The organism is Pseudomonas mohnii, from assembly GCF_900105115.1.
GTDB classification, from domain to species: Bacteria; Pseudomonadota; Gammaproteobacteria; order Pseudomonadales; family Pseudomonadaceae; genus Aquipseudomonas; species Aquipseudomonas mohnii.
Window position 1 is genome coordinate 39,319 of the sequence record NZ_FNRV01000001.1, and the last position, 12,923, is coordinate 52,241.

Consider the following 12,923-nt stretch of genomic DNA (forward strand, 5'->3'; position numbering starts at 1 on the left):
TCAATCCCCCTCATGTCTGTTCTGCGCCGCGCCGTCGGGAAGCTGCGGAGCCTGTGTCAGTGCAGCGGGTTTGGCAGGTTTTTGGACGGCGTCCTTTTCCCCGAACATTCGCTCCACCAAGTAATAGAAGAGGGGGATGAAGAAGATCGCGATCACCGTCGCCGCCAGCATGCCGCCGATCACCCCCGTGCCGATGGAGTGGCGACTGTTTTCGGAGGCGCCGACGGCAATGGCCAGCGGAACGCAGCCGAGGATGAACGCCAGGGACGTCATCACGATAGGGCGCAAACGCTCTCTTGCGGCGGTCATGGCGGCGTCATAGGCCGACATGCCACTCTCCCGGTTGAGTACCGCAAACTCGAAAATAAGGATCGCGTTCTTGGCGGCCAGCGCCACCAGCATGGTCAGTCCGATCTGGAAGTACACGTCGTTGCTCAAGCCTCGAAGGAGGACGGCGAGCAGAGCGCCGAACAAGGCAAAAGGCACCGCCAGCAGTACACCGATCGGCAGCGACCATTTTTCGTACTGCGCGGCGAGGATCAGAAACACCATCACCAGGCCAAAGATGAACACCTGGGAAGAGGCGCCGCCGCTCTTTTTCTCTTCGAACGCCTCGCCGCTCAAGGCCAGCGCGTAGTCGTTGGTCATGATTTCGGCGCTGATTTCTTCCAGGGCCTTGAGCGCCTGGCCAGAGCTATAACCGGGTGCGGGGTTCGCCGTGAGTTTGACCGCCGGGAAGTTGTTGAAACGGGTCAGCAGGTCGGGGCCGGTGACGTAGCGGGTGGTCAGCAGGGCCTTGAGCGGCACCATGTCCAGGTTTTTGCTGCGCACGAAGATCTCCTGCAGGTCCTCGGCTTTCAAGCGATAGGCCGGTTCGGCCTGCAAAATCACCTGCCACAGGCGACTGAACTTGTTGAACTGGGACACGTACAGCGAGCCGAACATGGTCTGCATGGCGCTGTAGACATCTTCCACCGGCACCCCGAGGGATTCCGCTTTTTCCCGGTCGACATCGACCATCAACTGGCGGGAAAACACGTTGAAGGTGGAGGTGATTACGCCGAGCTCCGGACGTTCCTTGGCCTTCGCCAGCAGACTGCCCACCATTTCCGCCAGTTGATCGGCGTTACCGTCGCCCTTGCTTTGAACCCAGACCTCCATGCCGCCGGTGGTGCCCAGCCCGGGAATGGACGGTGGGTTGACCGGTAGGATGATCCCGCCCTGAACCGTGGAAAACGCCCGCGCGGCCTTCTGGATCACCGCCGGGGCGCTTTGGGTCTTGATGGTTTCGGAGTCCTTGTAACGCTCCTCGAAATCCTTGAAACCGACGAAAAACGCACCCGCGTTATTCTTGTTCTGGCCATCCAGCAGGCTGTAGCCGTTAACGATGGCGACGCCTTCGACCGCCTCGTCGTTCATGAAGAAGTCACTGGCCACTTTGCCCACTTCAGCGGTGCGATCCAGGCTGGCGGCGTCGGGCATGATCACCGCGCCAAGCAAGTAGCCCTGGTCTTCAGGTGGCAGGAATGCACTGGGGATGCGCTCTGCCATCAACAAAATCAGCACGATCATCCCGGCAAAGAGCAGCAGCGCCAGGACGAAGCGCTTGATCATGAAAGCCACCGAGCGTGAATAGCCCTCGGTCAGGCGCTCGAAGTTGCGTTCGAACCAGCGGAAAAAGGCGTTCTTGTCGCCGTGCTGTGGCTTGAGCAGCAGGGCGGCGAGGGCGGGGGACAGGGTCAGGGCGACCAGGCCGGAAATCACCACGGAAATGGCGATGGTGATCGCGAACTGTTTGTAGAGCTGACCGGTGATACCGCCCATGAAGGCCACCGGAATGAACACCGCGCACAGCACTAGCACGATGGCGACCACGGGGCCTGCCACTTCATCCATCGCCCGTTTCGCCGCGTCCTTGGGCGTCATCTTGTGTACATGCATGTTGCGTTCGACGTTTTCGATCACCACGATCGCGTCGTCGACCACGATACCGATGGCCAGCACCATGCCGAACAGCGTCAGCATGTTCACCGAAAACCCGAGGGCGGACATGCCGATGAACGTGCCGACGATCGACACCGGCACCGCCAGCACTGGAATCAGCGTGGCCCGCAGGCTCTGCAGGAAGACGTAGACCACGATGACCACCAGCACCAGGGCTTCGAAGAAGGTGCGAATCACCTCGGTAATCGAAGCGCGGGTAAAGTCCGTGGTGTCCATCACGATCTTGTATTCGATGCCCTCGGGAAACGTGGCCTTCATGTCCGACAGGGTCTTGGTCACCGCTGCGGACACGTCGAGGGCGTTGGCGCCGGGTTGCTGATACACGGCAATCAGCGTCGCCGGCCGGCCCTGATAGGTGCTGCGCAGGGAATAGTCTTTTTGCCCGAGCTCGGCGCGGCCGACGTCCTTGAGTCGAACGATGGCCGCGCCGTTGTTGCTGGCGCGCAGGATGATGTTCTCGAACTCCGAAGGCTCGGTCAGGCGCCCCTTGGTGGTCACCGCAAACGACTGCTCGACCGGTTGCCCCGTTGGCGACTGGCCGACCCGGCCGACGGCGAACTGCTGGTTCTGATTGGCGACGGCTTTCTGCACATCGGCAGCGGTGATGCCCAACTGGGCCATGCGGTCAGGCTTGAGCCAGATCCGCATGGCGTAGTCCGGGGTGCCGAAGATACTGGCCTGGTTCGCCCCCGGAATCCGCTTGATCGCATCGAGGATATAGAGGTTGGCATAGTTGGCGACGTAGGTGCTGTCGTAGCGCTCGCCGGCGGAATACACCGCAAGCACCATCATGAAAGCCGAGGATTTTTTCTGTACCTGGATGCCCTGGCTCTGCACGGCAGAGGGCAGTTGCGGCAAGGCCAGGTTGACCCGGTTCTGCACGTCGACCTGGGCCAGGGACGGGTCGGTGCCGATTTCGAAGAAAACGTTGAGGGTCATGTTGCCCGTCGCGGAGCTCGACGAGTTCATGTAGATCATGTTGTCGGCGCCGTTGACCTGCTGCTCGATGGGCGCGGCCACGTTATTGGCCACGACCTGTGCATCGGCCCCGGGGTATGTCGCGGCCACCGTAATCTGTGGCGGCGTGATGTCCGGGTACTGCGCAACGGGCAGCTTGAGCATGGCCACTGCACCGGCCAGGGTGATGATAATGGAAATCACCGAGGCGAAGATGGGCCGATCGATGCAATAGTGAGAAATGCTCATTGGCTTTTCCCGCCATTGGCTTTTGCCGGTTGCCCGTCGGCGGCGCCTGTGGAAGCGGCGCCAGGCGCATCGACAATATTCAACGGCCCGCCCGGCGTGACCCTGATCGCGCCATCGACCACGATGCGCTCGCCGGCCCGCAGGCCCTTGTTGATGAACCAGTTGTCACCCTGCCAGTCACCCACTTCAACCACCCGTTGCTCGGGTTTGCCTTCGGCATTGAGGACCCATACGAAGTGACTTCTGGCACCTTCGAGCACGGCCTTTTGCGGTACGAGAATGGCGTTGGGCCGGGAGGCCCCTTTGGCCAGTGCTCGCACAAACTGGCCGGGGCGGAGCAGGCCATCGGGGTTGGCGAGCACGGCGCGAACCAGGAAGGTGCCGGTGCCCTGGCTATAGGAAGGCGCCAGAAAATTCAACTTGCCCTTGTTGGGGAACACGGTGCCGTCCGCCAGAACTACCTCAACGATAAATTCACTGCGCGGCGGGAAAATGAGATGGCCGGCGGCGATTTCGTCGCGGTACTTCAGGGTTTCGTTTTCCGAGAGGCTGAAATTGACGTACATCGGGTCCATCTGTGACACCGACGTCAGCAACCCCGACTCGCCTGGCGTCACATAGCTGCCTTCCTGCTTCTTGGCGTAGCTGGAAAGCCCGTTGAGGGGCGAGGCGATGGTGGTGTAACTGAGGTTCAACTGTTCGGTACGCACAGTACCCTCTGCGGCCAGCACGGCAGCACGGGTTTCACGCTCGTTGCCCACGGCATTGTCCAGGTCCATCTTGCTGACTGCATTCTGCGCCGCCAGTGGCTTGACCCGGGCCAGCGTAGCCTTGGCCACTTCCCAGCGGGCCTGTTGCTGGGCCAGTTGACCCTGGGCCGACAGCAGCGCGGCCTCAAAGGGTTTACGGTCCATCTGGAACAGTGTCTGCCCGGCTTTCACCACATCGCCTTCGGTGTACAGCCGCTTCTCCAGGAATCCGGCCACGCGAGCACGGATTTCCACCTCGCGGGAGCTCTGGGTCTGGGCGACGAATTCGAAGGTCACTGGCGTGTCGCGGGCGGTGACCGTCATGACCGTTACTTCAGGCGGCTTGCGCGCCGGGGAAACCGGTTCCTTTCCGCAGCCGGCCAACAGGACGCAAATCCCCAGCAGACTGGCAACTGGCAGGCCGAAACCGCTGGAAAATTTCACGCCACCCATACCAATGCTCCCTCAGGTCGATGAAGCAAGCGTAGCTAGCATTGCTTTGGATACCAGTGGCGAGGGGCGTTTTTGGCTCAAAAAAAAGCCGTGATTACGATGTTCTACTGAGCTGCGTTTCTTGACGAGCCGGTGAGATTGACGCCACCGGCTTTACGCGCATTAGAACGAGAGGATCTGGTCCCCCGGACGTTCGCAATTCACCGTCAGCGGTTATTGCGCCAGATGGAAAAATTCAACGCAGCCGCTACACACAGCCATGCAAGGTAAGGAAAGAGGATCAGGCCGGTGATGACGTCAAGCCGCAATGCCATCAACACCATTGCCGCGACGACCAGCCAGAGCAGTGTCAGGATCAGCATGGCGGCGAAGAGGCGATGAGCGCCGAAGAACACCGGTGTCCAGAGTGTATTGAGTGCGATCTGCGCCGCCCATAAAGCCAGCACCGCCTGACTTCCAGGGATCAGGCTCAACCGGTATCCGGCCCAGGCGAGCAGAAGATAGATAGACGACCAGGCGACGGGAAACACCCAATTGGGCGGTGTGAAGCCGGGTTTGACGAGAGACTCGTACCACGGGCCCGGTTTGAACAGCAGGCCGGTGGTGGCGGCAGCAGCGCAGGCGAGAAGAAAAATGAAAAAGGTCATCACCAGTCCTTGATTGAGGTCAGTTGTCCGGGGTTACAAAGCCATGTCGGCATTCTTAAAGAAAAGACGCTCGGCGAAGCGAAAAGTTTGGGTCGAGGGATGACATTTCACTGATCGCTGCTTTCCCGGTGCATGCGCCCCGGCCTGAATTAGCGTAGTTCAGGATTTCCAGTATCTTTAATCCAGGTGCTCAGTTCCGTAACCATTTTGTTGACCTCGCTGTCTTCCCGCTCGGAGGGGCGAACGATGGCGTTCCAGGCGATGTCGAGGCCGTCATTCAGGGCCGCCCATGCCAGCTCCCCACGCTCCAGGCTGGGGGTCACCAAATCCCGTTGCAATATGCTGATTCCGTACCCTGAACGAACCAGTTCGACGATGGCTTCGATCAACTCCACGGTGATCATGCGCCGTGGCAAGATGCTGGCGGGGGCGAAGAACCGATCATATTCCCAGCCACTGGCGCGATCGGTTGAGTAGGTCACCAGGTTGTAGGTCTTGAAGTCTTCGGCGTAGATATTTTTCCTTCCCGCAAGGGGATGGTCGGTGGCCATGATCGCAATCAAATCGTCGCGGAACAGCGGCAACTTTGCGACGCCGCTGGGCACCATGCCGTCATCGATAATGGACACGTCAAGCCGACCTTGCATCAAGCTCGCATAAACGTCGTTGCGCGGCACCGTCACCAGTGTGATTTCGATGTCCGGGCGCAGGTTTGAATAATGCTTGATGAATTTGGGGATCCAGCGAAACGGTCCGTAGGAGGTGACCCCCATACGAACAAACGCTGTAACGCCTCCAGCCATGGACCGGGCTTCGGACTCGGCTTCATTCAGTATCGCGATGATGTCCTTGGCGGCTCGTTCCAGGCGCACGCCGGCAGGGCTGAGTCTTAGTTTTCCTCCGGATCGTTCTGTCAGGCTCACACCCAGTCGCCGTTCCGCCTCGCGTATGCGGTGACTGACGGCGGAGGGCGTCAGCCATAGGCGCTCGGCAACGGCCGTCACTGAATCGACTTCCGACAGGGTTTGCAGCATGACGAGGTGATCCAGAGTGAGTCTCATAGGTAGGCGCGACCTGAAAATAATTCACAAATTTGCGTAAAAATATGAGCGTGACTTGTTTTTTGCTCCGGTGCAATCTGGTTTCAGCAACAGCCCACCGGAGAACAACAACATGTCAAAGCTTGCTTTCACCCCTGCAGTCACTCTGGGCGATATCGTCGACCTCGAGCGTTATCCCATCACCAATCGAAGCCATCCGGCGTATCAGCAACTGGTCGCCCGCAGCCAATCGTTGCTGGGCGAAGAAGGCGTTGCGATCTTTCCGGGGTTCGTCCGCGATGAAGTGGTCGCCTCGATGGCGGATCAAACCCTTGCGCTGCACCCGCGCATGTTCCCTTTCCGGGAAAACCACACGGTGTATTTCAAGCCGCAGGACGACAGCGTTGAACCGACGCACCCGCTGCGGCGATTGATGAGCACCGAAAAAGATACGGTCGCCTACGCCGATATCCCGACAGACCATCTGATCCGGCAGATTTACCAATCGGACGACGTACTTTCGTTCATTCGGGATGTACTGAATCTGGACGTGCTCTATCGCCATGCAGATCCATTGGCGGCGCTTAATCTGCAAGGTTTCTCGGCGGGGCAACAGTTGGGCTGGCACTTTGATCGTTCAGACTTCAGCGTGACGCTGTCGCTTCAGGCGGCAACTGCCGGTGGCGATTTTGAGTATGTGCGCATGCTGCGTAACGAGAACGACGATTGCTATGACGCGGTCGGGCAATTCCTCGACAACCCCGCGACACAGAAAATAGAAGTGCTGCCGCAGGTGCCCGGAACGCTGACGTTGTTCCGTGGCCGTTATTCACTGCACCGTGTGACGCCGGTGGTGGGGGACAGGCTCAGGCTCAACGCGGTATTTGCCTACGTGGATCAGCCCAATGTCGAGTTCAGCGACTATGCACGTAAATTGTTCTACGGACGCACGTCGGTAGAGCCATTGGTTTAAGTTCAGCAGCACTCACAATAAAAACAGTCGATTCACTTCTTCGCTTCACGTGTTTGCACAGGCACTTGTCCACCTTTGATCGGTGGGTCTCGTTTTGCAGGTGCAGCACGCAACAGCTCGCTGCCCCCAATAATAATTTCGGAGCGTCTGATCATGAAATACAGGAAGAACTTGCTGGCCTCGTTACTGACCCTTGGCGTACTGGTTGCCAGTGCTTCAAGCCAGGCATCAGGGTGGTGCGACTCGGGCAAGTCGGTGAAGTTTGCCGGTCTGAACTGGGAGAGCGGGATGCTGCTCACCGACATCATGAAGATTGTGCTCAAGGAAGGGTACGGCTGTGCAACCGACGAGTTGGTCGGCAATACCATCATTCTCGAGACCGCTCTGGCCAGCAACGACATCCAGGTATTCGGCGAAGAGTGGATGGAGCGTAGTGAAGTCTGGAAAAAGGCGGCGGCGGCCGGCAAGGTCGTGGCGATCGGCTCGCCGATCATCGGCGCCGTTCAGGGCTGGTACGTGCCGCGTTACGTGGTTGAAGGGGACGCGAAACGCAACAAGCCGGCGCGGGCGCCAGACCTGAAGACGGTCGCTGACCTGAGCAAATACCCCGAGGTTTTTCGCGACGCGGAAGAACCATCCAAAGGGCGATTCTACAACTGTCCGGCAGGTTGGATCTGCGAACAGGAAAACACGGAGATGTTGAAGGAATACGGTCTTGAAAACACCTTCGTCAACTTCCGTCCGGGAACCGGTGCAGCCCTGGATGCCGCGGTACTGTCCAGCTATAAGCGCGGGGAACCGGTGCTGTTCTACTACTGGTCGCCGACGCCACTGATGGGACAGATCGATGCGATACGGCTGGAAGAGAAGCCGGGTGTCGACAAAAACGTGGTGACCAAAGTCGGCATTTCCAAAGCCTTCCATGAGCAGGCGCCCGAACTGGTGGCGGTGCTGGAGAAGGTCAATATTCCCATCGAACTGTTGAATCAGAACCTGGCGAGGATGACCAGGGAACGCATCGAGTCGCCCAAACTGGCCCGAATCTTCCTCAAGGAACACCCCGAAGTGTGGCATGCCTGGGTGGATGATGCGGTCGCCAGCAAAATCCAGGCGGCGCTTTAATCGGCAATCAGGGCAAGGACGCCCGCCAGCCATAACGCCTTTCGCAACACCGAATTCACGACTGACTTTCTTGCTTCTATCCAGAGGCAGCCTTTTTTGCGTGCGGAATTTTATGAACAAGATCAAATCACGAGCGGCTGTGGCGTTCGCGGCCAACCAGCCCCTGCAAATTGTCGAAGTCGACGTGGCACCCCCGCAAGCCGGGGAAGTACGGGTCCGGATCGTGGCAACCGGTGTTTGCCATACCGATGCCTTCACCCTGTCCGGTGCCGATCCGGAAGGTATCTTTCCGGTGATTCTCGGCCACGAAGGCGGCGGTATCGTCGAAGCCGTGGGTGAGGGGGTGACCTCCCTCGCGGTGGGCGATCATGTGATCCCGCTGTACACCCCGGAATGCGGCGAGTGCAAATTCTGCCGGTCCGGCAAGACCAACCTCTGCCAGAAGATCCGTGCCACCCAAGGCCAGGGCCTGATGCCGGATGGTACCAGCCGCTTTTCTTATCAGGGGCAGCCCATCTTCCACTACATGGGCACCTCGACTTTTTCCGAATACACCGTGCTGCCGGAAATCTCCCTGGCCAAGATCCCCAAGGATGCACCACTGGACAAGGTCTGCCTTCTCGGTTGCGGCGTGACCACCGGCATCGGTGCGGTGCTTAACACCGCCAAGGTGGAAGAGGGCGCCAGCGTGGCCATCTTCGGCCTGGGCGGTATCGGCCTGGCGGCGATCATCGGTGCGACCATGGCCAAGGCTGGCCGCATCATCGCCATCGATATCAACCCGGCCAAATTCGAGATCGCCAGGCAACTGGGCGCCACCGACTTCATCAACCCCAGGGATTACGCCAGGCCGATCCAGGAAGTGATCGTCGAAATGACTGAGGGCGGCGTCGATTACTCCTTCGAGTGCATCGGCAACGTCCAGCTGATGCGTGCCGCACTTGAGTGCTGCCACAAGGGCTGGGGCGAGTCGGTGATTATCGGCGTCGCCGGTGCCGGGCAGGAAATCAGTACCCGTCCGTTCCAGTTGGTGACCGGTCGCGTCTGGCGCGGTTCGGCTTTTGGTGGCGTGAAAGGGCGCAGTGAACTGCCCAGCTATGTCGAGAAGTCCCGCACGGGCGAAATCCCGCTGGAGACCTTCATCACCCACACCATGGGCCTGGAAGACATCAACCGGGCCTTCGACCTGATGGATGAAGGCCGCAGCATCCGCACAGTCATTCATTTCGATCGCTGATTCAACCACTACCACCCACCGTGTTTTTACCCGAGAGAACATCACAATGAGCATCTTTACCCATGTCACCGTCGGCACCAACGATCTGCAAAAAGCCCGCGACTTTTACGACAAAGTCCTCGGCGCACTGGGCCAGAAGCGCCTCGCCGACCTGGATGACAATGGCTCGATCTGGGGCCAGGACGCCCCGTCCTTCTTCGTACTGAAACCGGCCAACGGCGCCCCGGCGAGCTTGGGCAACGGTGTCACGGTCAGCTTTGAAGCGCCGGATCGCGCCGCGATCGATGCCTTCCACGCCGCCGCGCTGGCCAATGGCGGCACCGACGAAGGCGCACCGGGTCCTCGCGGCTGGGCGCCAAACGCCTATGCGGCCTATGCCCGCGACCTCGACGGCAACAAGCTGGCGGCGTATTGCTTCAAGCCTGCCTTGTAAGTGTCAGGGCGAGGCTTGGTTCAAGCCTCGCCTTTCACGACGCCACGAAATCGACCCTTGGTCGCCTCTCGACTGCTCAGGCCTTTTAAGGTGTCTACTGCTCATCAGGGCCTGCAGATACAAAGAGGAGCGCATGATGAGCAACGAACAAATGGCACCCGAAACGAAAGGTGTTGCGGTGCAGTTACTCGCAACGATCGACCTGGGTCCCGAGATCGAGGGCATGGCCGGGCGCCAACTCAGGATGCGTTTGGTGACCATCGAGCCTGGAGGCGTGTTCGGGCCGGTGCACAACCATGTCGACAGGCCGGGCATCGTCTACATATTGCAAGGAACGATCACCGATCATCGAAATGGAACGGCCACCGACTACGGGCCGGGAGTGGGCTGGCCTGAAGACCGGAACACCACCCACTGGCTTGAAAACAGGGGAACGGTCGCGGCGTGTGAGATCTCGGTCGACATCGTCAGGCAGGGGTAAGCTCAACGGGACATCCGCATTGGCAGCGGACCGGCTAAAGTCCGCTGCGCGCTCATTACTCTTCTTCCCTCAACACATTGATCCGTCCCGATTTTTCTGCGGCCAGCAACATGGCATGGTCTTTTGCAGTCTGATCGGCATAGGCGATGGCAAATTTGCCGATGGCCTGGTCGAAGGAATCCGTCTTGCCCAGGTAGCCGCTGATGAGTGCGGCATCCCCTGATTTGGCGTGGGCACGGGCCAGGGTCAGGCCACACCACTCGGCATACATCTTCATCCTCGCGGCGGAAATACCCTCGATGGGCGCTGACATCTTCATGTCGCGTAGCTGACGGACAAAGAAGTAGCGACCGTTCTGACTGCGTGTCCAGCCCAGGAAGATGTCGCTGGACGACTGCATCAGGCGCTGCCCGGTGACGACGCGTTGGCCCTGGTTTTCGTATTCGCTCTTGCCCGCATAGGGCGCCAGCACCGAGGGACAGGCTTCCTTGAATTGCAGGAGCAACGGGTGATTTTCCGCGGAAAAGAACAGGCCGACGAAACAATAGGTGCCGACGCTACCGATACCGACGGCCTTGACCGCAATGTCTTCGAGGCGATAGCGATCGAAGAGCACCCGCCGTTCATGGGGCAGCGACAATCGATAGTCTTGCAGCGTCAGGCGCACGTTTTTCATGAAGCCTTTTTCATACACATGAAACAGTATCGGGGGTTGATCGATCAGGCGCCGCCGTCCGCCGACTTCACTGCTGATCTTGGGGTAGAGGTAATCGCCGACGCGCATCCTGGCCTTTGCGATCACTTGCTCGCGAAACTTCTTGATCTCTGAGTTGGGCGCCATGTCGATGATCGACTGGGCATCCAGTCGGTCATACCAGACATCCAGTGGGCTCATTTTCGAAAATTTACGCAGGCGCTCGCGATAGGCACGAACGCTTTCGACGGCGATGCCCCGTGCCTCTTTATCGCTGAGGCGGTTATCCCTTGCGGCCACGGCAAAACTGATCGCCAGGCGTTTGACATCCCACTCCCAGGGGGCTGGAAGCGTTTCGTCGAAATCGTTGATGTCGAAAATCAGATTGCGCTCAGGTGTGGCGAATAACCCGAAGTTCAGCAGGTGACAATCGCCGCAGGCTTGCACCTGAATGCCGGTGGTCGGGGTCGTGGCCAGGTCATGCGCCATCAATCCCGCAGAGCCACGCAGAAAAGTGAATGGACTGCGCGACATGCGGCCGTATCGCACCGGTACCAGATTGGGCAATCGATAGCGGTTGGAGACTTCGAGGAGTTCGATGGGGTCACGATGTTTGCGCGGTGGTTTCCATACGGCGTGATCCGCATGGGGCACGCGCTCGCGTATTTGTTCACCTTGGTACAGACGCTCCTTGCGCGAGTGAAAGACCCACTCGTCCCCGTGGTCTTCCGATTGCGCTGTCTTGCCATGGGCGGGGCTATTTTTGCGGGGAGGCATGTCCACTCCTTTGCTCAACGAAGTCAGACTCGCTTGGGCACGGGATCCGGGAATGCGACTGCTCCATCAGCCCACAGAAAGTGCGTGTGCCGGTTTCCTGAAAGCGCCGAAGTACATTGTTTCAAGCGTAGCAGCTCCCGCGACGGATCATGGTGCCCCGATCATTGCGGCGCTCTTTTAGGGAATCGCGTAGACCTTGAACAGGTTTTTCGCCATGTCGCTGATGCCTCCCAGGTAGGTATTGCAGGCCTGTTCGATTTCGCCCGATCTGTACATTTCGCTGAGAGCGGTATCAACCAGCAAGCGGAAATTTTCGTCGTCTCGATCAAGGGCCATCGCGGTCGGTGAATACTCGAATACCCGATCCAGCAAGACCAGCTTTGCCGCGGATGGGTGCGTGGCGAGGAGATTGCTCAGCATGATGCGTTCGGCGAAGAAGGCATCGGCCTTGCCTTCGGCGACCAGGTTGACGCCCGCTTCAGTGTTCTTGACCGTGACCAGGTTGGCCACCACGCCGAGCAAACGCATTTGCTGGCGGATCCATGTCTCGGTGATCCCGCCAGCGGTGGTGGCATAGGTTTGATCGGACAGCCCATGATTGACCGTCGCCCGCCAGGTCGGCCCGGTACGGGCGACTTTGCCGTTGAGGACATTGATCAGCGCCTCGGGGGCTTCCTGGCGCACCACCACCGAAAGGCCCGCGGTGTAGATCGGCACCGAGTAGCTCACCTGCTTGCGACGCGCCAGGGTAGGTGGGCTGGGCGTACAGAGGATGTCGATCTTGCCCGTGCTCACGGCCGTCATCGCGTCGTCGAGGGAGACCGGTTGGTAACGTACCTGCAGGTCGGGCAAGCCCAGTTCGACTTTGACGCTGTCAGCGATTTTCTGGCAAAGCTCGATCGCATAACCGCTGGCCTTGTCGCCTGCCTGGACACTGAATGGGGCCAGATCCGGCAGGTAGCCGAGCGTGAAGGTGTTGCTCGTGCGCACGCGATCAAGGGTATTGGCATCGGCCAGTGCCGGCGCCATGGCGAGCAGGCTGACAAGCAGCAAGTGGGTGGCTTTGATCCTTTGTACGTTCATATCCTGGCGCCCCGCATTCGAATG

Annotated in this window: 11 protein-coding genes; 5 read left to right on the top strand and 6 right to left on the bottom strand. The window is 59.4% G+C overall.

The window, feature by feature from the left end; genetic code table 11:
• The 4 genes from BLV61_RS00155 to BLV61_RS00170 form a co-directional block, all read right to left on the bottom strand.
• The gene (locus BLV61_RS00155) at positions 1–3,210 is read right to left on the bottom strand and encodes an efflux RND transporter permease subunit (RefSeq protein ID WP_090461691.1); all 3,210 of its coding nucleotides are present in this window, start codon (positions 3,208–3,210) and stop codon (positions 1–3) included.
• The gene (locus BLV61_RS00160; protein ID WP_244159756.1) at positions 3,207–4,412 is read right to left on the bottom strand and encodes an efflux RND transporter periplasmic adaptor subunit; all 1,206 of its coding nucleotides are present in this window, start codon (positions 4,410–4,412) and stop codon (positions 3,207–3,209) included. Before BLV61_RS00160 ends, BLV61_RS00155 begins: the two co-directional genes overlap by 4 nt.
• Before the next feature lie 206 nt (positions 4,413–4,618).
• A complete protein-coding gene (tspO, locus tag BLV61_RS00165) occupies positions 4,619–5,059 on the bottom strand; it encodes a tryptophan-rich sensory protein TspO (protein WP_047528929.1) in 441 nt (146 codons plus the stop codon).
• A gap of 149 nt (positions 5,060–5,208) precedes the next feature.
• Positions 5,209–6,093, bottom strand: coding sequence for a LysR family transcriptional regulator (locus tag BLV61_RS00170; protein WP_236693088.1), 885 nt, complete (start codon positions 6,091–6,093; stop codon positions 5,209–5,211).
• A 139-nt stretch (positions 6,094–6,232) separates the two neighbouring features.
• Between BLV61_RS00170 and BLV61_RS00175 the strand changes: the two genes are divergently transcribed.
• The 5 genes from BLV61_RS00175 to BLV61_RS00195 all read left to right on the top strand — a co-directional run bounded on the left by BLV61_RS00175 (position 6,233) and on the right by BLV61_RS00195 (position 10,345).
• Positions 6,233–7,072, top strand: a complete 840-nt coding sequence (locus BLV61_RS00175) for a HalD/BesD family halogenase (RefSeq protein WP_090469641.1) — start codon at positions 6,233–6,235, stop codon at positions 7,070–7,072.
• A gap of 153 nt (positions 7,073–7,225) precedes the next feature.
• Complete coding sequence (locus BLV61_RS00180) at positions 7,226–8,194, top strand: glycine betaine ABC transporter substrate-binding protein (protein WP_090461693.1); 969 nt, start codon at positions 7,226–7,228, stop codon at positions 8,192–8,194.
• Between the two features lie 112 nt (positions 8,195–8,306).
• Positions 8,307–9,431 carry an S-(hydroxymethyl)glutathione dehydrogenase/class III alcohol dehydrogenase gene (locus tag BLV61_RS00185; RefSeq protein ID WP_090461695.1) on the top strand — a complete coding sequence of 375 codons (1,125 nt, stop codon included), beginning with the start codon at positions 8,307–8,309 and terminating at the stop codon, positions 9,429–9,431.
• A 46-nt stretch (positions 9,432–9,477) separates the two neighbouring features.
• Entirely contained in the window at positions 9,478–9,864 is a 387-nt protein-coding gene (locus tag BLV61_RS00190; RefSeq protein WP_090461697.1) for a VOC family protein, read from the top strand.
• 136 nt (positions 9,865–10,000) lie between these two features.
• Entirely contained in the window at positions 10,001–10,345 is a 345-nt protein-coding gene (locus tag BLV61_RS00195) for a cupin domain-containing protein (protein ID WP_047538635.1), read from the top strand.
• A gap of 55 nt (positions 10,346–10,400) precedes the next feature.
• Here BLV61_RS00195 and BLV61_RS00200 read toward each other — a convergent pair whose 3' ends face one another.
• Positions 10,401–11,573 carry a DUF2252 domain-containing protein gene (locus BLV61_RS00200; RefSeq protein ID WP_341865095.1) on the bottom strand — a complete coding sequence of 391 codons (1,173 nt, stop codon included), beginning with the start codon at positions 11,571–11,573 and terminating at the stop codon, positions 10,401–10,403.
• A 420-nt stretch (positions 11,574–11,993) separates the two neighbouring features.
• Positions 11,994–12,899, bottom strand: coding sequence for an amino acid ABC transporter substrate-binding protein (locus tag BLV61_RS00205; protein ID WP_090461701.1), 906 nt, complete (start codon positions 12,897–12,899; stop codon positions 11,994–11,996).
• Positions 12,900–12,923 lie beyond the last annotated feature (24 nt).